Origin of the sequence: Clostridioides sp. GD02404 (assembly GCF_045898275.1) — a bacterium.
Lineage (GTDB): Bacteria > Bacillota > Clostridia > Peptostreptococcales > Peptostreptococcaceae > Clostridioides > Clostridioides difficile_A.
In genome coordinates this window covers 1-24513 of the sequence record NZ_JBJOCA010000010.1, presented here as the reverse complement: position 1 = coordinate 24513, position 24513 = coordinate 1, and the positions used below count along the sequence as shown (strand labels likewise).

The following is a 24513-nucleotide window of genomic DNA, read 5'->3' as shown; positions in this document are numbered from 1 at the left end:
TTATTATTCCACTATATAAAATATTAATCTATCCTCTGAGGGGAGAGTCAAGTTTTTTTGTATACTATTTTTTTCTTATTTCTAACTGAACTAATGTCTTTTCTTTTGAATCTGAGTCTACTCTAGAGAGTATCCATATTTCATTAAAATCACCAACAATTTCTATATTGTTATCCTTAGCATAATCTATTATTTTTTGATAATAATCATAAGCATTATTCCAATTATCATCATATAATATAGTTAGATATTCTCCTTCTGGCAAAATATATTCATTTTCATAATTGTCTCTCCTTGTAAAATCAACTATGTTATCATATAATAATGTATCTCTTTCTTTAATTACTTTTTCATAAGAAATACTCCCTGAGATTATAGGATAGACATCGTTGTATTTGTCCTGAACATGTAAGATAACACGTCTAAGATACATCTCAAACTCAACTTCATCTTTTGAATCACATTTATAAACACTTACTTTTCTTTCTTTATTGTATTTTACAAATACCTGATTTAAACCATATTCCAATAATTCATTTACATTAGATTCTATATCATTTAAATATTTTTTTACATCTGACAATTCTTTTATTTTATTTTCTATCATTTTTTTCTGCTCATTAATTGTATTCAACATAGATTTTATTGAACCATCTGAATCAATCAATTTTTTTATATCTTCAAGAGTCATTCCCATAATCTTGCAGTACTTAATTACATCTATACTCATAAACTGTTCTCTTGAATAATATCTATATTTATTTTCTTGATTTACATATGCTGGTTTTAGTATACCTATTTTATCATAGTATCTCAGAGTTTTTATTGATAATCCAAAAAGCTTAGATACTTCACCTATTGAAAAATATGTTTTTATATAATCTCCCCCCTTTATATTTTGCATTAAAATAATACTATATTCTTATGCAAACAGCAACATAAAATTAATTTTATTTTTAATTAATTTTATTCATATTTTTTTTATTAATAATTAACAAAAAAAATAAATATATATAAAAAAATAAAGAGAAGCTTTATAAAAACTCCTCTTTATTCCATCTCCGATACAGGTATCGTTTTCCAATGTTCCCTCAGAATTCTTTCAACATTTTCTAAATCATTCTCTTTCATAAATTTTACTACTTCAATATGTTGATTATTACTGTATGTCAACATTTTATATAACTCATCTTCATTATTACTAGTATATGACTTTGACATAAAGTTATATCTTAAAGAATTCAATAGATTTATTAACACTTGATTTTCTGATTTAGCTATGTATATATCGTGAAATTCATTACTTAATTTTAAATAGTTACTGTAATTTTTATACTTTATAGATATAGTCATCATTTCTGTTAATTCTTCCATTTTTATTAAGTCTGATTCAGTTAAATTTTGTACTGCTGAAGAACCTGCTAAAGCATCCAATACTCCAATTACAGAATAGGTGTCTAGTTTTTCCTTTTCTTGAAATTCTTTTACAACAAATCCTTTATTAGGTATCTTTTCTAGTAAATTTTCACCCGCCAACCTCGTTAGTGCTTCCCTTGCTGGTGTTCTACTAACTCCTATAGAGTTACAAATCTCAGATTCAGTAATTCTCTGATTAGCTTCATACTCTCCATTTTGGATTTTTTTTGATATATAGTCATATACTTGAGTTGTAAGTGGATCTACCTTCATAAGACGTTCCTCCATATTAAGATTATAAAAGTTAAATCTCCCGCCAACTTTGGTAGAGAGGTTCAGTTTTACCTTACTCATTTATATAATATCACAATTATCATATTTTTTATACTTGTTTGTAATATTTTGAAATACTAAAATTCTTATAGTAATTTAAACAAAAAATGTAGAAAAAGTTTTGATTTATCAAAATTCTTTCTACATTTTTACTTTTTCTTTATTTTTTAAATCAAGTATTTAATTTATTCTAAAGATGCCAAATGATTTTGCTTCTAAATCAATTCTCAATTCATTATTTTCAATTTGTGTAGTATTATTTACATTTTTAGAGCTATACTTTATTGGTATTTCTTCAATAAAACTACCATCTATATTTAATGATATTCTTTCAGTACTCTCACTTCTATTTACCAAAATTAATATTCTATCATTATTTTCATTAAACCTAATAAAAGCAAACACAGAATTATTTTCTGTATATATAAAGTCTGTATCTCCTGAGCTTAAAAGTGTATTTTTATTTCTAATTTTTATAATATCCTTATAGAAACTAAGCATATCTTCATCTTCATTTTTCCATGGATATGTTCTTCTATTATCTGGGTCAACACCTCCACAAAGACCAGCTTCATCTCCATAGTATATATATGGTACACCTTCAAAAGTCATCTGTACAGCTACTGCAAGCTTCACTAAATCCACATCATAATTTAATTCAGTTTTAGCTCTTGTAACATCATGTGTGCCAATTAAATTTAAATTAGACTTAAATGATTCTTTTGGATAATTTTCCTTAATCTGCATATATCTATTGCAAAGTTCATACGATTTAATTTCTCCTTTTAGAAAAGAAAACATATTGTTTCTAAAAGGATACCCCATAACAGAATCCAATTCTTCACCCAATAGATAACTTCTTCTTTGACCATAACTAATCTTATTTGACGCATCTTCCCAGACTTCTCCTATGAGAATTGAATCATCGTCAGCTTTTTTTAGTTCCCTTTTTAACTCTCTTATAAACTTAGTTGGTAGTTCATCTGCAACATCTAACCTCCAACCTTTAACACCCATATCTATCCACTTATTTATAACACTATCTTTGTCATATATTATATAGTCCATATAGCTATCTTCTAGTTCATTTATATTTGGTAATGTCTTAACATCCCACCAACTTTTGTACTTTTGAGGAAAGTCTTCAAACATGTACCATGGATAATATGGAGACTCTTTCGATTGATATGCTCCTAAGCTATTATAGTTTCCATACATATTAAAATATTTACTATCTGCTCCAGTATGGCTAAAAACACCATCTAATACTATTGACATATCTTTTTCTTTTGCTTTATTGATAAGCTCTTTAAATGTCTCTTCATCTCCAAACATTGGGTCAATCTTTTTATAATCACCTGTATCATACTTATGATTACTAGATGCTTCAAATATAGGGCTTAAATATAGTATACTTACTCCTAGTTTTTTTAGATATCCAAGTTTGTTGATTATCCCTCTCAAATTACCACCATGGAAGTCCCACCTTATAATATCACCTTTGCTATCTTTTATGTACATAGGTATATCTTCCCAATTCCCATATATAAAGCTATTCTTTTTAGGATTGTCAATTTTACCATTTCGATTGCCATTATTAAATCGGTCTACAAATATATGATAAAGTATTCCTTCTTTATACCATGTTGGTACTTTAAAATCTTTATAAACAGTGATTTGATATTTATTTATATCATTGTAGTCATACTCACAAGAATATCCATTTTCTCTATTCTTTCCATAAAATACAGTTTTTTTATTGCCATCCACTTCAACATCAACTTTAAAATAATAAAAATAAACACCTGTCTCTTCAAAGTTTTCCATCTTGCAACAGAAACACTTTCCAAGTTTATCATTACTTAATTCTTCATTTAAAGTTATTGTTCTCATTTCTTCTTCTTTATTTATTTCTAGGGAAATAGAATTGACATTATATCCTTCATTTACTTTAACATAAATAGTCAATCCCTCATCAAATTTTAAAGCTCCAAATGGAGCCTTAAAATTTTTATCCCAAGAGTTATATTCTATTATATCTTGCATCTAATCACACCCTTTTAAACCAAATGTCTTTTGCGTATTCAGAAATTGTTCTATCTGAGGAGAAAAATCCTGAGTTAGCTATATTAACTAAAGACATTGTATTCCATTTTTCTTTATCTCTATATAACCTGTTTATATCAGCTTGAGCTTCACCATAATTCTCAAAATCTCTCAATACAAAATATTCATCATTGTAAGTGGTAAGTGAATTATAAATACTTCTTCCTTCTTCACCTAGATTAGGAATAAATCCATTTATTAAATCATCTACTACCCTTTTTATATTCATATTAGAATGGTATAAGTCAAGTGAAGAATATCCACCATACTTATTATAATTCAATACTTGCTCTGCACTAAGTCCAAATAAAAACATGTTTTCTTTTCCTACTTGTTCACATATCTCTACATTTGCACCATCTAGTGTAGCCAAAGTTATAGCGCCATTCATCATAAACTTCATATTACTTGTTCCTGATGCTTCCTTTGTTGTAGTTGATATTTGTTCACTAACATTTGCCGCTGGTATTATTATCTCTGCTAATGATACTCCATAATTCTCTAAAAACACTACTTTTAACTTGTCCCTTACTCTGACATCATTGTTTATAGTACTTGCAACAGAATTTATAAATTTGATTATACATTTAGCTAAATAATATCCTGGTGCAGCTTTTGCACCAAATATAAAAGTTCTTGGGTCAATATTTAAATTAGGATTATCAAGTAACTCATGATACATATGAAGTACATTAAATATATTCAACAACTGTCTCTTATAAGCATGTAATCTCTTAACCTGAACATCAAATATTGAATTTGGGTCGATATTTAAATCGTATTTATCTTTTATAAGTTTTGCTAAATTTGCTTTATTATTGTATTTTATATCATCAAGTCTCTGTAAAACAGAAGAATCATTTTTAAATTTTTCAATATTCTTTAACTGTAAAGTATCTTTCTTCCATGAATCACCAATTAAATCTGTAATTAAATTGCTAAGTTCAGGATTTGAACTTATAAGCCATCGCCTATGTGCAATTCCATTAGTCTTATTATTAAATTTATTTGGCTCATCTTGGTAGAAATCTTTCAATACCTCTGTTTTAAGAATTTGAGTATGAAGCTTAGCAACTCCATTTACACTGTGACTTGTAACAATACATAAATTTGCCATGTTGATGTTATCCCAGCTTATTATACTCATTCTATTTATTCTATCTTGGTCATATCCTTTATTATTTAATTCCTCTACATATCTTCTATTTATTTCTTCTATTATCATATAAATTCTTGGTAATAGCTCTTTCATCATACCTACAGGCCATTTTTCCATTGCTTCTGACATTATAGTATGATTAGTATAAGATACTGTTTTTTTAGTTATTTGCCATGCCTCATCCCAAGATAAGTTTTCTTCATCAAGCAGAATTCTCATAAGTTCTGGTATACATAAGGTAGGGTGTGTATCATTTATATGAATTGCTACCTTATCACATAAATTGCTAATATCCAGTTTGTTCTTTTTATATTTTCTTATTATATCTTGTATCCCTGCACTTACAAAAAAGTATTCTTGTTTTAATCTCAATAACTTTCCTGCATAATTTGAATCATCTGGATATAGTACCTGTGATATTTCCTCAGTATAATACTTATGTTTTAAAGCCTCTTCATAGCTACCAGAATAATTTAGAGCGTTTGAAGTAAGTTCACCAAAATCTCTCTTTGGTATCTCACTTTTAAACAATCTTAAAGTATTTATACATTGATTTTGATACCCAATTATTGGTATATCATAAGGCATTGCCATTACAGGAAGGTAATTCTTATGCATTACTTTTAAATGACTACCTTCCTTAACTAATTCTACCTCTCCACCAAACTTCACCATTGCTGCTTCATTTGGCCTTACAGTTTCCCAAGCATATCGTCCTTCTGTAAGCCAGTTATCAGGTACTTCTACCTGATAACCATTTACAAATTTTTGTTCAAACAAACCGTATTTATATCTTATTCCATACCCTTGACCACTTATATTCAAGGATGCCATAGAATCTAAAAAGCAAGCAGCTAATCTACCAAGACCTCCATTTCCTAAGGCTGGGTCTACTTCAGCTTCAACTAAATCATCCAAGTTAATTCCTAATTCAGATAAGCCTTCTCTAACTTCTTCTTCAATATTCAAATTTAGTAAGTTTGATTTTAATTGTCTTCCTATTAAAAATTCAAGACTAAAATAATAAACTTCCTTTTTCTTGTCTAACTTTGTTGCAACCCACTTTTTTGCTATTTCATCTTTCAATAAACTACATAATACGTTTAACAATTGTTCATTAGTAGCTTCCTTGATAGACTGTGCATATAAGCTATACATTTTCACTTCAAATTTTTGCTTGAATTTCTTTTTGCTTATTGTTACCAAAAAAACCACTCCTTTAATCACATATGTCTCTATATGTTTCTATATACTCCTTAGCTGATTTTTTCCAACTATTATCTGTTCTCATTGCATTTTCAACTAATTTAGTCCATTCTTCTTTATCTTTAAATACTTTGATTGCATTTTTCAAACAGAAAAACATCTCATGAGCATTGTAATTTTTAAAACTAAATCCATTGCCTTCACCAGTAAATTTATTGTAAGGCATTACAGTATCCTTAAGCCCTCCAGTCTCTCTAACTATTGGCAAAGAACCATATCTCATAGCTAACATTTGTCCTATACCACAAGGCTCAAATAATGATGGCATTAAGAATATATCACTTGCAGCATATATCTGTTGAGCCAACGATGTATTAAAAGTAATTCTAGCTGATACTTTATCAGAAAAATTAGAATCATAATAATTGAACATTGATTGATATTGATGTTCTCCAGTTCCTAAAACAACAATTTGTAAATCTTCTCTCATAAGTTCAGGCATCATATACGCTATTAAATCAAATCCTTTTTGAGAAACTAATCTTGAAACTATTCCTATTAATGGAATAGATGAATCTTTTTTCAGACCTAAAATATCTTGTAGTCTCAATTTATTTTCTATCTTCTTATCAATAGAATCTACATCATAATGAACAAAGATATCTTTATCTTTTGCAGGGTCATTTAAGTCATAATCTATACCATTTAATATTCCTTTTAATTTTCCTGATTCTTTTCTAAGCAAACCATCCAATTGTTCACCATAAAATGATGTTTGTATTTCATTTGCATAAGTAGGACTAACAGTTATAATTTTATCTGCAAAATTTATTCCAGCTTTCATAAAATTTATTGAGCCATAATATTCTATATCTCCATTATCAAAGTATTTTTGAGGTAAATCCAATATATCATCTAAAACAAACTTATCAAACACACCTTGATATTGCAGATTATGTATAGTATACATAGTTTTTATATTTTTATACCCCTCAAGGGTTGCATATCTCTCTTTTAAAATCAATGGTAACATTCCTGTATGCCAATCATTTATATGTATTACATCTGGATAAAAATCAATTCTACTTATAGCTTCTAAAACAGCATCTGTAAAGAAAGTATACCTTTCTGCATCATCTCCATATCCATATATACTCTTTCTTTCGTCTTCTCTTCTAAAATAAAATTCATTATCTATAAAGTAAAATTTGACACCATCCAATTCCATTTCTAAAAGCCCACAATATTGATTTCTCCATCCAACACGTACACTAAACACAGCTATCTCTTTTAGTTGATCTTTTAAATAACTTGGTATAGTTGAATATTTAGGCATTATAACCCTTACATCTACGCCTTCTTTTTTTAATTCTTTAGGTAATGCATAAGATACATCCCCTAATCCTCCAGTTTTTGCAAAGGGCCAACACTCTGCTGTTACATAAAAAACCTTCACTAGTCATTCCCCCTTCTAAAAAATATATTTATATGTTTGTATTCTTTTCCACTACAAGAGGATATTTTTCATCTCCTCTTAATTCTTTTCCATTTGATATATTTGTATTTTTATCTAATATTGCATTATATAATTTTGCATTTGATTTTATTACACAATTTTGCATTACTATTGAGTTCTCTATAACTGTTCCTTTTTCAACATTGACCTTTCTAAATATGATACTATCTTTTACAGTACCTTCAATTAGACAACCTGATGCTATAAAGCTATTTTCTACCTTGGCACTATCTGTATAAATTGTAGGCGATTCATTCTTTTCTTTTGTAAATATCTTTCTTTCAGAATATAATAATTCATCAGCAATTTCTAAATTTAATAAATCTTTACTCATTTCAAAATAAGACTCGACAGAATTTACACATTTCAGATATCCTGTATACTCATAAGCTCCTACTTTCATGTTTTCTGCTTCTTCAATAATGAATTCTTCTAAATAACAATAATTGCCTTTATTTACAATATTATATATACACTCTACAAAATCTTCACGTTTCATAATATAAGTTTCCATACATATATTAGCTCTAGGGAATTTACCTAAATTATTTCCAACATTTATTACTCTATTGTTACTATCCAAATTCAAAGTTAAATTACCAGCAAAATCTTTATTTGCATTATTTACATTTTTATATATTATAGTTATATCATTATGAGATTTTTTATGATACTCCAATGCTTTAGAATAATCCAAGTTGCATAGCATATAACTAGGTGCTATTAAAATATATTCTTCTTCACTCTTTTCTATATAATCTAGATTAGCTAAGATAGTGTATATATCACCTTCTCTATGTGAATAAGTATTTCTATACTTAGTATTTTCTGGACTAAAAATTGATAAGCCACCTTTTTTTCTACTTAAATCCCAATCTTTTCCACTGCCTATATGGTCTGTCAATGATCTGTATTTTTCCTTTGCGAATATTCCAACTTTAGTGATTCCTGAATTTATCATATTAGATAAAGCAAAATCTATTATTCTATATCTTCCAGCTACTGGCGTAGATGCTATTGGCCTTCCATAGTTAAGCTTGTTTATTGCTGGGTCTCCTTTTTTGTTTAAATTTATTATGCCTAAACATTCATTTCTCATCTTAAAGACCTCCTTCTATTAATACGCATCTAGGTTCAATATTTTCGTATTCAGAAACTACATTTATTTCATTATTTACATTTTTTATCTGAACATTATCATTTATTGTTGCACACTCACCTATCATAGCTTTTTCTATAGTTACATTTTCACCTATTACAACATTTGGCATTATTACTGAATCAATTACCTTACTTCCTTTACCAACAACAACTCCATGTGATAATACAGAATTACCAACTTCACCTAAAATCCTACAACCATCTGCTATCATTGATCTATGAACATTTGCATTTTTACCTATATATTGTGGAGGCATTGCCATAGTATTTGTATATATTTTCCATTTAGGGTCTGCTAAATCAAGAGTTTCTGGAGATTTTATTATATCCATATTAGCATCCCATAAACTTTGTATAGTTCCTACATCTCTCCAATAACCTTTAAATGGATAAGCATACATTCCAACATTATCTTCTAACATTTTAGGTATTAAATTCTTTCCAAAATCATCATAATTTACTTCTGAATTTTTTTCTGCTTCTTTAAAATAACTTCTCAACATCTTCCAATCAAATATGTATACTCCCATAGATGCCAAATTACTCTTTGGTTCACTTGGTTTTTCTTCAAATTCATAGATACTTGAATCTTCATTTGTATTCATTATTCCAAATCTAGAAGCCTCATCCCAAGGGACTTCAATTACTGCTATTGTGGCTTTAGAGCCTTTTTCTTTATGAAATTTTAACATCTTACTATAATCCATTTTATATATATGGTCACCTGATAGTATTAATACATATTCTGGATTATAAGTATCTACAAAATCCATATTTTGATATATTGCATGTGCTGTACCATTATACCAATTACCTTCTTTTTCATTCATAAATGGTTGCAAAACATATACACCACCATTTATTCTGTCCAAATCCCAATGACTTCCCATACCTATATGTGAATTTAATATCAACGGTCTATATTGAGTTAAAACACCGACTGTATCGATACCAGAGTTTGAACAATTACTTAACACAAAATCGATAATTCTATACTTGCCTCCAAATGACACTGCTGGTTTGGCAATTCTTTTTGTAAAAACGCCTAGCCTTGAACCTTGCCCTCCTGCCAAAATCATAGCTAACATCTCTTTTTTCATTTAATGACACTCCCCTCATCTAGTAATTAATATTTATAATTGCATTTTTACTTTTATAAACTCTATCAGTCAATAAATGTTGTGTATAAATTTTGCTCAAATGATACTTTAATAAAAATAAAATAATATCAACTATACAATTGATATAATGTATACCCCATAATATGCTTGTTGACGTATACATTATTTTCCATAAACACCATAGTATTTATTAATATTCAATTCTCAGTTAAAAAATAATACAAATTTTATTTAACAAATATAAAAAACATTTTTTATGAATATTTTATACCATAATAGATATACTTATTTTTTTATTTATTAAATGCATGATAATAAAACATAATTATAAATTTGTTAAATAATTATCTAAAAAATTTTAAATAATCAATAGTTAACTTTTTTTCATTAACACTTTTTTGACATCATCTAAACAGTAAATTATAAAGTTACAATTAGGTTATTAGTTTTATTAATAGTAATGTTGCTATTTTTATAATTATGTGTGCTAATGATATAAATAGATTAATTAAAATCATTCTCATTACCTACATGTTTTATATATTATTATATAACACTTTTTATATTAGTAAAGAATAAATTGTATAAAAATTCTGTTAATTTGTTTTTATAATATTATTTTTTAAATAAAAACAAAGAAGAAGACTTAAAAAGCTATAAGTCTTCTTCTTTTCAACGTGCATTTTTATGCTATATTTAATTAATTCGACCTTTAATTTCCATTTCCTTCCTGTGATAACAAAACTCTTTTATTTTTTTAATGAATCATTATTATCTAAAACTTCTTTTACATCTAACATATCTTTGTTATCATCACTCATAACTTCTTTTATTCCTTTAAATGTTCCTAAGAAGTTAACTGCTTCTGAAGGTAAAACTAGTTTTGTTGACTTACCTTCAGCCATTTTTTCAAGTGCTTCCATAGATTTCAATGCTAAAATATTATTGTCAATATCAGACTCTTTCATTGCTGAAAATACTAATTTTAAACCTTCTGCTGTTGCAACTTGAGTTCTTTTTATCATTTCAGCTTCACCTTGTGCTTTAGCAATAGCTGTTTGTCTTATAGCTTCAGCTTCACCTTCTGCAACCAAGATAGCAGATTCTTTTTCTCCTTCTGCTACACGTACCATAGCTTCTTTTCTAGCTTCTGCTGTTAGTATAGCAGATTGTTTTTCTCCTTCTGCTTGTAATATCGCAGCTGATTTGTTACCTTCTGCTTGAAGTATTGCTTCTCTTCTTTCTCTTTCTGCTCTCATTTGTTTTTCCATCGCAACTTGAATATCATGAGGAGGCATTATATTCTTTAACTCTACTCTATTTACTTTTATTCCCCATTTATCTGTTGCTTCATCTAGGATAGTTCTCATTTTTACGTTTATTATATCTCTTGATGTTAATGTTTCATCTAAGTCAAGTTCACCAATTATATTTCTTAATGTTGTAGCTGTTAAGTTTTCAATAGCAGCTATTGGATTTGCTATTTCAAACACATATCTAACTGGGTCTGTAACTTTATAATATACAACTGTATCAATCTGCATGGTTACATTATCCTTAGTTATAACTGGTTGAGGTGGGAAATCTATTACAATTTCTCTCAAATCAATTACATATGCCATCTGATCTAAAAATGGTATTAAGAAATGTACACCTGTATCAGCTACTTTCTGAAACTTTCCAAGTCTCATTATTATACCTACTTTAGATTGTTTTATAACTCTTATACAAGTTAAACTTATTGCTACAACTACTACTATTAATACAATACTTAAAACAATTTTAATACCCATACTATAAATCCTCCTTTATTCTATTGATTTGTCACACTAGTTGTAGAGTTTACTTTTTTAACAACTAGTTTTACCCCTTCTATTTTCAATACTTCTACTGTAGAATCTTTTTCTATCTTTTCACCATCTATAGAAATAGCAGTCCATGTTTCATGTTCAACTACAACTAAACCTGTGCTATTTGGAGAAATCTCTTCTGTAACAACACCTTTTTTAGACATCATCGCTTGTAAATTAGTGTTAGACTTATAACCTTTATCTTTCTTTACTATTTTTTTAGTAGCTACAACCAACATAGTTATAGAGATTACTGCAAAAATTAGAATCTGTAAGAATATACTCTCTACAAAGCTACTTAAAAATATAAGTACTACAGCTCCTACACTAAACCATATCAGAGTTAAACTTGGTGTCAACATTTCTGCTATTCCAAATAAGATTGCTACTATCAACCATATTAATTTCATACTATCTTCCCTCTTTTCATATGAATTATAAAACCCTATATAAATATTATGTTTATACAATGCTTTTAAATGTAAATTTAAACCATAAACCAATAAAATAAATTAATTTTAAATTAATTTAATAGTATTATATCAACATACTTTGTTAAAGTTGTTACAAAGTAGTATCAAATATCATTCACTAGATAAGCAAAAACTCCTTCATTGTTAACGAAATGTTACTTATTAAATCCGTTGCAGTTACTGTATACATTTTCTTGCTTAATTTATCTCCTATATAACCATGTATATACGCTCCCATGACTGTAGCTTCAAATACATCCACACCTTGACCTATAAATGAAGTAATCATGCCAAGAAGACAGTCTCCCATTCCTCCAGTTGCCATACAACTGTTTCCTGTAGGATTTATATATGTTTTTTTGCCATCTGTTATGACAGTTTGATAACCTTTTAAAAGTACCACTACATTATATTTTTGAGCAAATTCTTTTGCTACATCTACCCTATGTTCTCTTATATACCCAATTGAGTCTCCTGTCAACCTGGCCATTTCTCCCAGATGAGGTGTAATCACGAATTTATTTTCCCACTCTAAAAATCTATAACATCTATCTTTCATAACATTTAATCCGTCAGCATCTAATACAATTGGACAATTAGAACCTTCCACTGTTTTGAGCAATTTATCAAATGTCTGATGACTATCTCCCATTCCTGGACCAAAACCAATTGCATTACTAGAACTTAATATTTTATTCAATCTTTCTTCTTCAAAATTTACAGTCATTGCTTCTGTAAGCCTAATAGATGCCTTGTTTTGTACATCTTCTTCACTAATCAATGTTACAAGTCCACTTCCACTCTTAACAGCAGATTCAGTTGCTATAAAACTTGCACCATAAAATCCTTTTGAACCTGCAACTATAGATACTTTTCCAAAATCACTTTTAAAACCATGTACATCTCTTATTCTAATATTATTTTTCACAAAATTCTCATCAGTTATGAACTCGTCTTCATGGTATTTTTTTGTAATAAAATCTGGAACACCTATTCTTTCTACAATTACATTACCTATAAGTGAACTAGTGTCATAGTTTAAAAAACCTCTTTTATAAAACTCAAAACTAATTGTCTTATTTGCTTTAATACAAGTTCCTAACACATTTCCTTTATCACTATTTATACCAGATGGAACATCTATAGAATATGTATTTTTACTATTATCATTTACCATGTCGATTACTTCTTTAAAAATACCAGTTATATCTCTTTTTAACCCAGTCCCAAATATAGCATCTACTACAACATCACTTTTAGATATTGCTTCTTCAAGCATTGTTAAATTTTTATTTTTTATAATATTTTCCTTTTCATTCTTAATAATTTTATCAACTTTATTTTTATTTTCATCATCTTTTTCAATTAAATCACTTTTATTAATATTTATAATATTAATACCCATATTTAAAAGTATATTGTAGTTTATTTTAGAACATTCACTTAGCTTTTCAAGATTTCCTATTAAAAATACTTCTACATCTTTTCCTTTTGTATTTAAATGTCTTGCTATCCCAAGACCATCTCCACCATTATTACCAACACCACATACAACCACATAACTATTATATATATCTATATCCATATTTTTCATTGCAGATATCACGGCATTTTCCATTAGTACAATCATTGGGATTCCCAACTCTGTCACACATGCAGCATCAACATTTTTACTTAAATCAGATGTACCTATCAGCATAAATCATCACTCCTATAAAGTTAAAGACTTCCTAAATATTCACAGATAAATATCTATTGAAGTCTTTTTAATATCATAAATATCATAATAAAATTACTAAAACTAAAATTTTAAAGTAATCTAAAATAACAAAAAATTTTGAATTAAAATAATTATTTAATTTTATTATATCACATAATTTGAGTTATTATGTTGGTTTAAAGCCTATTTGAACTAATCATCCAAAGATTTTTTATTTTTTATTTTTATTTAGAAAATAATAATTAAGAATATTGCTATATTCCACACATAAAAATTTTTTTATTTAAATCAAATTTTCTGATAATTTAATGATTTTCTTAAATTTATAGTTGACTTTTATTTTTTACTGTATTAAACTAATTACTATACAAAATAGAAAACAAAATTTTCAAAATTATTAAATTAAAAGGAGAGATAAACATGAAGACTTTATTAAACAAACAAGTACGATTTTTTAATAGCCAATTTAGTTAGGGTTTGTAGCTAAGTTAAGACAAATTGTCATGACATAGATACAAACCCCTTAGGATTATGATTTTTAAGGATTGTATCTGTGTTGGCTATAGTAATTGTTGTTAAAGTTTTTATTTTATCATCATAATATAGAGCCACATGGATTATACTGTGTGGCTCATTCGTGTTTTTGCCATACAGTTATATATACTGTGTGGTTTTTTTATATTAAAATTCAATTTTCAAATTAAATTTAAAAAATTATTTAAAAAATATTTTCAAAGGGGTGTTTTATTTATGTCAGGTATTATATCTGTAATGACGCAAAGTTTAATTTTATCGATTATGGCACTGGGGGTTTATATAACTTACAAAATCTTAGATTTTCCAGATATGTCTGCTGATGGTAGTTACACAATGGGTGCTTCTATCGTAGCATTTTCTCTTACTAATGGTATTTCCCCTGTAGTGGCAACACTAATGGCTATCTTATGTGGTTGCACTGCTGGTCTTGTTACTGGAATTCTTCACATTAAGTTTAAGATTTCCAACTTACTTTCTGGTATTTTAGTTATGGGAATGCTATACTCTATCAATCTAAGAATAATGGGAAAATCAAACATCCCTCTATTTAGTTTCAAGCACTTATTCAATGGAGAAGTATCTCCTATAGTTTTAGCCTTAGTATTCGTTTTTATTTGTAAAGTCTTCTTAGACTCATTCTTAAAAACAGGTCTTGGATACACTTTAAAAGGTGTTGGTGATAACTCTCAAATGATTAAATCTTTGGGTATAAATATCGGCTCTATAAAGATACTAGGACTTATGATTTCAAATGGACTTATAGCTTTATCTGGTAGCCTTATGGCTCAGTTCTTAGGATTCTCAGATGTAAATATGGGTATAGGAACTTTGGTTCTTGGAATTGCATCTATAATAATTGGTATTACTTTATTTAAAAAATTCACTTTTATTAAAGATACTACTGCAATAATCGTTGGCTCTTTTATATACCAATTCACTATATACTTTGCAATGAGTTTAGGAATGTTATCAACCGACTTAAAACTTATAACTGCAATAGTTATAATTGCTTTCTTAGCTACTGGTAACTTAAATATTTCACTAAAAAAAAACAACCACAAAGCTAGTACCAAAAATAAATCAGAAAAAAGAGGTGTTATAGATGTTACAAATTAAAAATCTTTCAAAAAGTTTCCCTAATCCATACGGTCAACCTAATACTATATTTGAAAATTTATCAATTGATATAGAAGATGGTGAATTTGTAAGTATCATAGGTAGTAATGGGACTGGTAAGTCTACTTTACTAAACATAATATCTGGACTTATAAAAGAATCTTCTGGAGAAATTACTTTAGATAATACTGCTATAACAAATTTAGCAGAATACAAAAGGACTCAGATAGTAAGTAGAGTTTTTCAAGACCCAAGCCTTGGAACTTGTCCTTCTATGACAGTTAGAGAAAACTTATCTTTAGCTCTTAATAAAGGTAAATTATTAAACCTAAGAAAGTGTCTTCGTCATAAAACGAATGACTTAGAACACTTGCTTGAAGGAATTTCTTTAGACTTAAAAAAATATTTAGATATCAAAGTACAATATCTTTCAGGAGGTCAAAGACAGTCACTATCATTAATTATGTCTAGTCTAGCAAATCCTAAAGTTCTTCTGTTAGATGAACATACAGCAGCACTTGACCCTAAAACATCAAATGAAGTTATAGGGCTAACAGACAAGATAGTAAGAGAAAAAAATATAACTACACTTATGGTAACTCACAATTTAAAGCATGCTCTTCAATATGGTGATAGATTGATAATGCTTCATAAAGGAGAAGTTGTTTTAGATGTAAGAGATAAGGAAAAAGAACAATTAACAGTTGAAGAAATCTTAGAAAAATTCGAATATGCAGTTTAAAAAATAAAAAACTTAGTCTTAATCAAGTATACTTATAATCTTTTATATGAATATATGAACAAATATAATTATTAAATTTGAGGGAGGAAAATAAAATGATAAAAAGTAAAAAAATATTAAGTTTAATTATAGCAGGAGTACTTGGTGTATCAATGCTTACTGGTTGTTCTCAAAATGATGGCTCTAGTACTTCAAACGAAAAGGATAAAGCAGATAACAAAAAACAAAAAAATATAGGTATAACTCAATTAGTAGAACATCCATCTCTAGATAAAGCAAAAAAAGGATTCATAAAAGCACTTGAAGACAAAGGCTATAAGGATGGAGATAATATAAAAATAGACTTCCAAAATGCACAAAATGATATGCCTACTACACAAAGTATTGCAAGTAAATTTGTATCTGATAAAAAAGATTTGATATATGCTATATCTACTCCATCTGCTCAGGCAGCTTATAATGCTACTAAAGATATACCTATAATTATGACTGCTGTTACAGACCCTATAGAAGCTGGACTTGTTAAATCTATTGAAAAGCCAGGCGGGAATGTTTCTGGTACATCAGACTACCTTTCTATTGATAAAACATTGGAATTAGTTAAAACATTAACTCCAAAAGCAAAAAGAATAGGTGTTATATACAATACTAGTGAAGTTAATTCAAAAATCCAAGTTGATTCTCTACATGATTACGCTAAGAAAAATAATTATGAAGTTGTTGAAAAAGGAATCAGCTCTTCAAGTGAAGTTAATCAAGCTATTTCTAGCTTAGTTGGTAAGATAGATGTATTATATGTTCCTACTGACAATTTAATAGTTTCTTCTATGCCAATAGTTGCTAAAGTTGCTAATGAGAACAAAATTCCTATAATAGCTTCTGAAGAAGGTTCTGTATCTTCTGGTGCTTTAGCTTGTTGTGGAATAGACTATGAAAAGCTAGGATATAAGGCTGGAGAACTTGCTATTGAAGTATTAGAAGGAAAATCTATTGGAGATATCCCAGTTACTATGTTAGATGAAACTGAAATAATAATTAATGAAGATACACTAAAAGCACTTGACATGCAAAAGTTATCAGCCGATAATATAAAGTATATAAAGTCAGATGAAAATACAAAATCTGCAGAATAATACTTATTAAATTTAACAAAGTAGGTAATATGAAAACTTTATATAATAAGTACTCTTATCCACCCTAACCCTTTGAAAATTGTGCTTATTTCAGCAATTCAAATATTGCATATAAAGTTATTCATTTTCCATAAAAGTCGTCTATACTGACGACTGATTATGAAAGTTATATAACTTTCTAATCACAACTTGAGCTGTCCAAAAGGATTTTAATATTCTTTAGACAGCTTTTTTTATAAAATAGTATGAATTTATGTGCATATAGACTCTATGTTTAGTAAATATTTTCACAATTTTTCCATGTCAATAAAATATTAGGATAACGTTTTTTCCAAATATCACGTTAATTTAAAAGTTATCTAAGTATACATTATTTAGTATTTTAATTAAATTTAGCAGTTGACTTTTATTATTGTATAATTTATAATTTATAACAAGTCGAGAATACATATAATTTTCTGACTAATTAAAATATTAAAAGGGAGAGATAATTATGAATACTTTATTAAACAATAAAAAATATTATTATTATTATAGCCACTATTTTTAGGGTTTGTACCTACGTTTTAACATAGATACAGGCCCCTTAAGACTAGTAAAATTTTGGGATTGTATCTATGTTGGCTATATTGTTTATAGAGTTTTCATTTAACTATATAAGAGCCACATAGATTAAACTATGTGGCTTATTCGTGTTTTTCACCACATAGTTTTGTATACTATGTGGTTTTTTTATACACAAAATTAGCAAATAATTAAAATTATAAAAATATTTTCAAAGGAGTGTTTTATTTATGTCAGGTATTATATCTGTAATGACGCAAAGTTTAATTTTATCGATTATGGCACTGGGGGTTTATATAACTTACAAAATCTTAGATTTTCCAGATATGTCTGCTGATGGTAGTTACACAATGGGTGCTTCTATCGTAGCATTTTCTCTTACTAATGGTATTTCCCCTGTAGTGGCAACACTAATGGCTATCTTATGTGGTTGCACTGCTGGTCTTGTTACTGGAATTCTTCACATTAAGTTTAAGATTTCCAACTTACTTTCTGGTATTTTAGTTATGGGAATGCTATACTCTATCAATCTAAGAATAATGGGAAAATCAAACATCCCTCTATTTAGTTTCAAGCACTTATTCAATGGAGAAGTATCTCCTATAGTTTTAGCCTTAGTATTCGTTTTTATTTGTAAAGTCTTCTTAGACTCATTCTTAAAAACAGGTCTTGGATACACTTTAAAAGGTGTTGGTGATAACTCTCAAATGATTAAATCTTTGGGTATAAATATCGGCTCTATAAAGATACTAGGACTTATGATTTCAAATGGACTTATAGCTTTATCTGGTAGCCTTATGGCTCAGTTCTTAGGATTCTCAGATGTAAATATGGGTATAGGAACTTTGGTTCTTGGAATTGCATCTATAATAATTGGTATTACTTTATTTAAAAAATTCACTTTTATTAAAGATACTACTGCAATAATCGTTGGCTCTTTTATATACCAATTCACTATATACTTTGCAATGAGTTTAGGAATGTTATCAACCGACTTAAAACTTATAACTGCAATAGTTATAATTGCTTTCTTAGCTACTGGTAACTTAAATATTTCACTAAAAAAAAACAACCACAAAGCTAGTACCAAAAATAAATCAGAAAAAAGAGGTGTTATAGATGTTACAAATTAAAAATCTTTCAAAAAGTTTCCCTAATCCATACGGTCAACCTAATACTATATTTGAAAATTTATCAATTGATATAGAAGATGGTGAATTTGTAAGTATCATAGGTAGTAATGGAACTGGTAAGTCTACTTTACTAAACATAATATCTGGACTTATAAAAGAATCTTCTGGTCAAGTATTATTAAATAAACACAACTTGTCTAACCTAGCAGAACACAGAAGAACTCAAATAGTAAGTCGAGTTTTTCAAGACCCAAGCCTTGGAACTTGTCCTTCTATGACAGTTAGAGAAAACTTATCTTTAGCTCTTAATAAAGGGAAATTATTAAACCTAAGAAAATGTCTTCGTTACAAAAGAGATTTCTTAGAAAATTTATTAGAAGGAGTGTCTCTTGATTTAAAAAAATATCTTGATGTTCAAGTACAGTTTTTATCAGGAGGTCAAAGACAATCACTATCACTAATTATGTCATGCTTGACAAATCCTTCTGTCTTATTACTTGATGAACATACAGCGGCACTTGACCCAAAAACATCAAACGAAGTAATTGAGTTGACTAATAAGATTGTAAGAGAAAAAAATATAACTACACTTATGGTAACTCACAACTTAAAACATGCTCTTCAATATGGAGATAGATTAATAATGCTTCATAAAGGTGAAGTTGTATTAGATGTAAAGGGTAAAGAAAAAGAGCAATTAACAGTTGAGGAAATCTTAGAAAAATTCGAATATGCAGTTTAAAATATATCTATTATATTAATTTAAGTTTAGTTTATTTCTAAAATAAGCTCAAAAATATAATAATTATGCTAACTTTACAATAATTCATATGAATATATGAACATATATAATAATAAAATTCTTGAGGGGGATATAAAAATGATTAATAAAAAAAGATTGGCAAGTTTAGTTTTAGCTGGTGCACTTAGTGTATCTATGCTTACAGGATGTTCACAAGGTGGAGATTCTGGTAATTCAAAACAAGAAAGTGCTTCTAAAAATAAAGAAGTTAAAAAAATTGGAATAACTCAATTGGTTGAACATCCAGCATTAGATGCTACTAAGGCAGGATTTGTAAAAGCATTAGAAAAGAATGGATTTAAAGATGGAGAAAATATTGATATAGACTTCCAAAATGCTCAAAATGATATGCCTACTACACAAAGTATTGCAAGTAAATTTGCATCTGACAAGAAAGATTTAATATTTGCTATATCTACTCCATCAGCTCAAGCAGCTTTCAATGCCACTAAAGATATACCTATACTTATGACTGCTGTAAGCGACCCTGTTGCTGCTGGATTAGTTAAAACACTTGAAAAACCAGGTGGAAATGTTTCTGGGACATCAGATTTTGTTTCTGTAGATAAAGGCTTAGAACTTCTTAAAATATTTGCTCCTAAGGCAAAAACTATAGGAGTTATGTACAATACTAGTGAGGTTAACTCAAAAGTTCAAGTTGATGCCTTAAAGGAATATGCATCTAAAAATGGTTTTAAAGTTGTTGAAAAGGGTGTAACTACTTCAAACGAAGTCAACCAAGGAATTTCTAGTTTAGTTGGTAAAATAGATGTCTTATATGTTCCTACAGATAACTTAGTAGCTTCTTCTATGCCTATAGTTTCTAAAATAGCTACTGAAAATAAAATTCCTGTTATTGCAGCTGAATCTGGTCCAGTTGAAAAAGGTGCTCTTGCTTGTCAAGGTATAAACTATGAAAAACTAGGTTACAAAACAGGTGAAATGGCAGTTAAAATTTTAAATGGAGAATCAGTTTCTGATATGCCTGTAGCTACATTGGATGACACAGATATCATAGTTAATGAAGATATATTAAAAGCTTTAGGCATGGAAAAACCTTCTAATGATAATATTTCTTATGTAAAAACTAAACAAGAATAGATATAATAGATTTTTTGAGGGAGTGGTCAAAATGAAACGAAGTAAACTAATAAATTTAACTTTGATTGGTGTTCTTAGTATATCTACCATTACAGGTTGCTCTAAGAATAATGAAGGTGATTTAGATGAATCATCCAGCAAAAACAATGATATAAAAAAAATTGGTATTACACAATTAGTTGAACACCAAGCTTTAGATGCATCTAAAGAAGGCTTTGTTAAAGCTTTAGAAGATAATGGTTTTAAGGATGGTAAAAATATAGAAATAGATTACCAAAATGCTCAAAATGATATGCCTACTACACAGACCATAGCAAGTAAATTCGTATCTGATAAAAAGGACTTGATATTTGCTATATCTACACCATCTGCTCAGGCTGCATATAATGCAACTAAAGATATACCTATACTTATCACTGCTGTAACTGACCCTGTCTCTGCTGGATTTGCAGATTCTTTAGATAAGCCAGGTAAAAATGTTTCTGGAACTTCTAACTTTACACCGATTGAAAAAAGTATGGAAGCTCTTGATGTACTAGTTCCCAAAGCAAAAACTATAGGTGTCATATACAATACTAGTGAAGTAAATTCTAAAGTTCAAGTTGATAATTTGAAAAAATATGCTACTAATAAAGGGCTTAAAATTGTTGAAAAGGGAATTAGTTCTTCTAGCGAAATAAATCAAGCAGCTTCTAGCCTAATGGGAAATGTTGATGTTATTTATGCTCCTACAGACAATTTACTTGCATCTTCTATGCCTATAGTATCTGAACTTGCTACTAAAAATAAAATCCCTATAATAGCAGCAGAAGAAGGAATGGTAAAAGGAGGAGCATTGGCTTGCCAAGGCATAAATTACGAAAAATTGGGCTATAAAACTGGTGAGATGGCTGTCAAAGTACTAAAAGGAGAATCTAAAGTTTCAGATATGCCTATAACAAGTTTGGATGAAACTAATTTAATTATTAATGAAGATATATTAAAAGCACTTTCTATAGATAAACCTTCCAACAATAATATAGTTTACGTTAAGACTGAAAATAAATAATTTGACTACTCTAGTTTGAACGATATAAAATTAAATATATTTTCTCTATAATTACTATGCCTGTTTCTATAAGTTTTTTAAAACAAGAAACAGGCATATATTTTTACTTTAGTATCTTTTCTATTCAAAATTATGTATAAACATTCTTAATTTATTTTTATAGACTTTACTTTTACAGGCTTTATATAATCAATATTTAGTCCTCTATTTTCTTTATTACTCTGCATGGATTTCCAACAGCCACAGTATCTGATGGAATATCCTTTGTGACAACACTTCCTGCACCTATTACTACATTATCACCTATAGTAATACCTGGAGTTATGATTACTCCACCACCTATCCATACATTATTGCCTATCTTTACAGGGGAACCATACTCTATACCAGAATTTCTAAGTTGTGCATCCATTGGATGATAAGCTGTATAGATTTGAACATTGGGCGCTAGCATTACATTATCACCAATTTCTATTTTACATACATCTAAAAAGATACAATCATAATTTGCAAAAAAATTTTCACCTACATGGATGTTATGTCCATAATCACATCTTATATTTTGTTCTACATTTATTTTACTACCTACTGAACCAAATAGCTCACTTAAAATTTCTTCTCTTTTCTCATATTCATCCTCTAAAGTATTATTAAATAGTCTAGTTAATCTTTTACATTTCTCTCTTTCTTTTACTAGAATTTTATCACTTGCATAATAGCCTTTACCTGACAACATTTTTTCTTTTTCAGTCATATAATTTGCTCCTTTTCATTATAATTGTTTCTAAAGCAAAATAAATATTCCTGTGGAAAATCTAAATAAATGCTGTCTCCATTTTTAAATCTCATTTTACTTTTTTCTAATTCTATTTGAATAGGCATACACTGGTTAGATAAGTCCTGTTTCCTAACGTATATAGTATATGTAAATGGATTTTCTATAATGTTAATCAATTCAAAACATAGCTTTCCACTTAAATCTTCATTAGAATCCAAGACATTAATATGATGCTCTCTAATTCCCACATATTCTATATTATCGCCTATTTCTCTATTTAATGTCAACTCGCATCCCCAATCTGTAGCATAAACAGTATTTTCATCTATTCTGTTTAATTGAGATATATTTTTACATCCTGTTATCTTTGCTTCCATAAGGTATCTTGGGGATTCAAATAACTCTTTTTTAGGTCTTTTTGGAAGGCCTTCCCCTTTGTTATATACCATAATATCATCACAAACTCTATAAGCTTCCTCAATGTCATGAGTGACAAATAATATGTCTCCTTTATAATCCTTTAGCATATTCATAAGTTCTTTTTCCATATTACTTCTTAAATGATGGTCTAGTGCTGAAAACGGCTCATCTAGAAGTAATATATCTGGAGATGTTGCCAATGCTCTAGCTAATGCTACTCTTTGTTGCTGACCGCCAGATAATTGCCAAGGATATCTCCTCTCAAACCCATTCAATTTAAGTATATCTAAGTATCTTTCTACTATTTCCTTTTTTTCATCCTTACTCAGTTTTAAAAGTCCAAGCTCAATATTTTGACTTACAGTCATATGTGGAAACAAAGCATAGTTTTGAAATAGAAAGCCTACTTTTCTTTCTTGAGTTGACAAATTTATCTTTTTTTCAGAATCAAACAATACTATATCGTTTAATACGATCTTACCTTTTGTTGGTTTTTCAAGCCCTGCTATACATTTTAGTGTCATACTTTTTCCAGAACCAGATTCTCCTAGAAAACCTAAAATTCCTTTTTCTTGTTCAATTTTTACCTTTAATTTAAAAGAGGATAAATCTTTTTCAATATCTACATATAAGCTCAATTATCTACACCTCTTTCCTATAATTTTCTGCTGAAATTCAGACCAATAATTTAACAATAAAATCATTGCTATAGATATCACTACAATAATCATAACCCACATCATAGCTTTATTCATATCTCCACCCTCCACAGCAAAAAATATAGCTATTGGCATAGTTTGAGTTTTTCCAGGTATATTACCAGCTACCATAAGTGTTGCTCCAAATTCTCCAAGAGCCCTAGCAAATGACAACACCAGTCCACCAATTATTCCAGGCCATGCTAATGGAACTGCAATCTTAAAAAACACTTTCCATTCATTAAGACCTAATGTTCTCGCAGCTGACAACATATTATTATCAATCTGTTCAAATGCTGACCTTGAAGTTCTGTACATCATAGGAAAAGACACCACTACTGCTGAAATTACAGTTGCTGTCCAACTAAATATTAAAGTCT

The 24513-nt window shown here is 28.5% G+C and carries 20 protein-coding genes; 7 read left to right on the top strand and 13 right to left on the bottom strand.

Annotation, left to right across the window (positions count from 1 at the left end):
• Positions 1–64: 64 nt before the first annotated feature.
• The 10 genes from Q3287_RS07885 to Q3287_RS07840 all read right to left on the bottom strand — a co-directional run bounded on the left by Q3287_RS07885 (position 65) and on the right by Q3287_RS07840 (position 14040).
• Positions 65–904 carry a MerR family transcriptional regulator gene (locus Q3287_RS07885; protein WP_407963819.1) on the bottom strand — a complete coding sequence of 280 codons (840 nt, stop codon included), beginning with the start codon at positions 902–904 and terminating at the stop codon, positions 65–67.
• Between the two features lie 146 nt (positions 905–1050).
• A complete protein-coding gene (locus Q3287_RS07880) occupies positions 1051–1689 on the bottom strand; it encodes a GntR family transcriptional regulator (protein WP_054276184.1) in 639 nt (212 codons plus the stop codon).
• 240 nt (positions 1690–1929) lie between these two features.
• Entirely contained in the window at positions 1930–3795 is a 1866-nt protein-coding gene (locus tag Q3287_RS07875; protein WP_407963818.1) for a glycoside hydrolase family 13 protein, read from the bottom strand.
• Positions 3796–3799: 4 nt separating this feature from the next.
• Positions 3800–6220 (bottom strand): glycogen/starch/alpha-glucan phosphorylase, encoded by a 2421-nt coding sequence (locus tag Q3287_RS07870; protein ID WP_054276133.1) that lies wholly within the window; start codon positions 6218–6220, stop codon positions 3800–3802.
• Between the two features lie 13 nt (positions 6221–6233).
• Positions 6234–7676, bottom strand: a complete 1443-nt coding sequence (gene glgA / locus Q3287_RS07865) for a glycogen synthase GlgA (protein WP_054276132.1) — start codon at positions 7674–7676, stop codon at positions 6234–6236.
• 28 nt (positions 7677–7704) lie between these two features.
• Complete coding sequence (gene glgD, locus Q3287_RS07860; protein ID WP_054269503.1) at positions 7705–8835, bottom strand: glucose-1-phosphate adenylyltransferase subunit GlgD; 1131 nt, start codon at positions 8833–8835, stop codon at positions 7705–7707.
• A gap of 1 nt (position 8836) precedes the next feature.
• Positions 8837–9997, bottom strand: a complete 1161-nt coding sequence (locus Q3287_RS07855; RefSeq protein WP_054269502.1) for a glucose-1-phosphate adenylyltransferase — start codon at positions 9995–9997, stop codon at positions 8837–8839.
• A gap of 770 nt (positions 9998–10767) precedes the next feature.
• Positions 10768–11811: an SPFH domain-containing protein gene (locus tag Q3287_RS07850; RefSeq protein ID WP_054269501.1), complete on the bottom strand. Its 1044-nt coding sequence runs from the start codon at positions 11809–11811 to the stop codon at positions 10768–10770.
• A 20-nt stretch (positions 11812–11831) separates the two neighbouring features.
• Entirely contained in the window at positions 11832–12278 is a 447-nt protein-coding gene (locus tag Q3287_RS07845; RefSeq protein ID WP_054269500.1) for an NfeD family protein, read from the bottom strand.
• A 181-nt stretch (positions 12279–12459) separates the two neighbouring features.
• Entirely contained in the window at positions 12460–14040 is a 1581-nt protein-coding gene (locus tag Q3287_RS07840; protein ID WP_407963817.1) for an NAD(P)H-hydrate dehydratase, read from the bottom strand.
• 771 nt (positions 14041–14811) lie between these two features.
• Between Q3287_RS07840 and Q3287_RS07835 the strand changes: the two genes are divergently transcribed.
• The 7 genes from Q3287_RS07835 to Q3287_RS07805 all read left to right on the top strand — a co-directional run bounded on the left by Q3287_RS07835 (position 14812) and on the right by Q3287_RS07805 (position 22237).
• Positions 14812–15714, top strand: coding sequence for an ABC transporter permease (locus tag Q3287_RS07835; RefSeq protein ID WP_407963816.1), 903 nt, complete (start codon positions 14812–14814; stop codon positions 15712–15714).
• Positions 15701–16456: an ABC transporter ATP-binding protein gene (locus tag Q3287_RS07830; protein ID WP_054269498.1), complete on the top strand. Its 756-nt coding sequence runs from the start codon at positions 15701–15703 to the stop codon at positions 16454–16456. The genes Q3287_RS07835 and Q3287_RS07830 overlap by 14 nt, the downstream gene beginning before the upstream one ends.
• A 95-nt stretch (positions 16457–16551) precedes the next feature.
• Positions 16552–17589 carry an ABC transporter substrate-binding protein gene (locus tag Q3287_RS07825; protein WP_054269497.1) on the top strand — a complete coding sequence of 346 codons (1038 nt, stop codon included), beginning with the start codon at positions 16552–16554 and terminating at the stop codon, positions 17587–17589.
• Between the two features lie 794 nt (positions 17590–18383).
• Positions 18384–19286 (top strand): ABC transporter permease, encoded by a 903-nt coding sequence (locus Q3287_RS07820; protein WP_407963816.1) that lies wholly within the window; start codon positions 18384–18386, stop codon positions 19284–19286.
• Entirely contained in the window at positions 19273–20028 is a 756-nt protein-coding gene (locus Q3287_RS07815) for an ABC transporter ATP-binding protein (protein WP_021383597.1), read from the top strand. Before Q3287_RS07820 ends, Q3287_RS07815 begins: the two co-directional genes overlap by 14 nt.
• Positions 20029–20166: 138 nt before the next feature.
• Entirely contained in the window at positions 20167–21189 is a 1023-nt protein-coding gene (locus tag Q3287_RS07810) for a CD0873 family tyrosine ABC transporter substrate-binding lipoprotein (RefSeq protein WP_054269496.1), read from the top strand.
• 31 nt (positions 21190–21220) lie between these two features.
• Positions 21221–22237 (top strand): ABC transporter substrate-binding protein, encoded by a 1017-nt coding sequence (locus tag Q3287_RS07805; protein WP_054276124.1) that lies wholly within the window; start codon positions 21221–21223, stop codon positions 22235–22237.
• A 196-nt stretch (positions 22238–22433) separates the two neighbouring features.
• Here the strand turns inward: Q3287_RS07805 and Q3287_RS07800 are convergent, their stop codons facing one another.
• The 3 genes from Q3287_RS07800 to Q3287_RS07790 form a co-directional block, all read right to left on the bottom strand.
• Positions 22434–22991, bottom strand: coding sequence for a sugar O-acetyltransferase (locus Q3287_RS07800; RefSeq protein WP_407963815.1), 558 nt, complete (start codon positions 22989–22991; stop codon positions 22434–22436).
• The gene (locus Q3287_RS07795; RefSeq protein ID WP_407963814.1) at positions 22988–24073 is read right to left on the bottom strand and encodes a sulfate/molybdate ABC transporter ATP-binding protein; all 1086 of its coding nucleotides are present in this window, start codon (positions 24071–24073) and stop codon (positions 22988–22990) included. The genes Q3287_RS07800 and Q3287_RS07795 overlap by 4 nt, the downstream gene beginning before the upstream one ends.
• Positions 24074–24513: molybdate ABC transporter permease subunit (locus Q3287_RS07790; RefSeq protein ID WP_407963813.1), on the bottom strand; the 440-nt coding region annotated here is incomplete at its 5' end.

Excerpts from the sequence above, each read along its gene's own strand:
- Q3287_RS07845 (WP_054269500.1), bottom strand. The coding sequence starts at position 12,278 with ATGAAATTAATATGGTTGATAGTAGCAATCTTATTTGGAATAGCAGAA.
- Q3287_RS07830 (WP_054269498.1), top strand. The coding sequence starts at position 15,701 with ATGTTACAAATTAAAAATCTTTCAAAAAGTTTCCCTAATCCATACGGT.
- Q3287_RS07815 (WP_021383597.1), top strand. The coding sequence starts at position 19,273 with ATGTTACAAATTAAAAATCTTTCAAAAAGTTTCCCTAATCCATACGGT.
- Q3287_RS07885 (WP_407963819.1), bottom strand. The coding sequence starts at position 904 with ATGCAAAATATAAAGGGGGGAGATTATATAAAAACATATTTTTCAATA.
- Q3287_RS07805 (WP_054276124.1), top strand. The coding sequence starts at position 21,221 with ATGAAACGAAGTAAACTAATAAATTTAACTTTGATTGGTGTTCTTAGT.
- Q3287_RS07880 (WP_054276184.1), bottom strand. The coding sequence starts at position 1,689 with ATGAAGGTAGATCCACTTACAACTCAAGTATATGACTATATATCAAAA.
- Q3287_RS07825 (WP_054269497.1), top strand. The coding sequence starts at position 16,552 with ATGATAAAAAGTAAAAAAATATTAAGTTTAATTATAGCAGGAGTACTT.
- Q3287_RS07810 (WP_054269496.1), top strand. The coding sequence starts at position 20,167 with ATGATTAATAAAAAAAGATTGGCAAGTTTAGTTTTAGCTGGTGCACTT.
- glgD (WP_054269503.1), bottom strand. The coding sequence starts at position 8,835 with ATGAGAAATGAATGTTTAGGCATAATAAATTTAAACAAAAAAGGAGAC.
- Q3287_RS07855 (WP_054269502.1), bottom strand. The coding sequence starts at position 9,997 with ATGAAAAAAGAGATGTTAGCTATGATTTTGGCAGGAGGGCAAGGTTCA.
- Q3287_RS07850 (WP_054269501.1), bottom strand. The coding sequence starts at position 11,811 with ATGGGTATTAAAATTGTTTTAAGTATTGTATTAATAGTAGTAGTTGTA.
- Q3287_RS07840 (WP_407963817.1), bottom strand. The coding sequence starts at position 14,040 with ATGCTGATAGGTACATCTGATTTAAGTAAAAATGTTGATGCTGCATGT.
- Q3287_RS07875 (WP_407963818.1), bottom strand. The coding sequence starts at position 3,795 with ATGCAAGATATAATAGAATATAACTCTTGGGATAAAAATTTTAAGGCT.
- Q3287_RS07800 (WP_407963815.1), bottom strand. The coding sequence starts at position 22,991 with ATGACTGAAAAAGAAAAAATGTTGTCAGGTAAAGGCTATTATGCAAGT.
- Q3287_RS07835 (WP_407963816.1), top strand. The coding sequence starts at position 14,812 with ATGTCAGGTATTATATCTGTAATGACGCAAAGTTTAATTTTATCGATT.
- Q3287_RS07820 (WP_407963816.1), top strand. The coding sequence starts at position 18,384 with ATGTCAGGTATTATATCTGTAATGACGCAAAGTTTAATTTTATCGATT.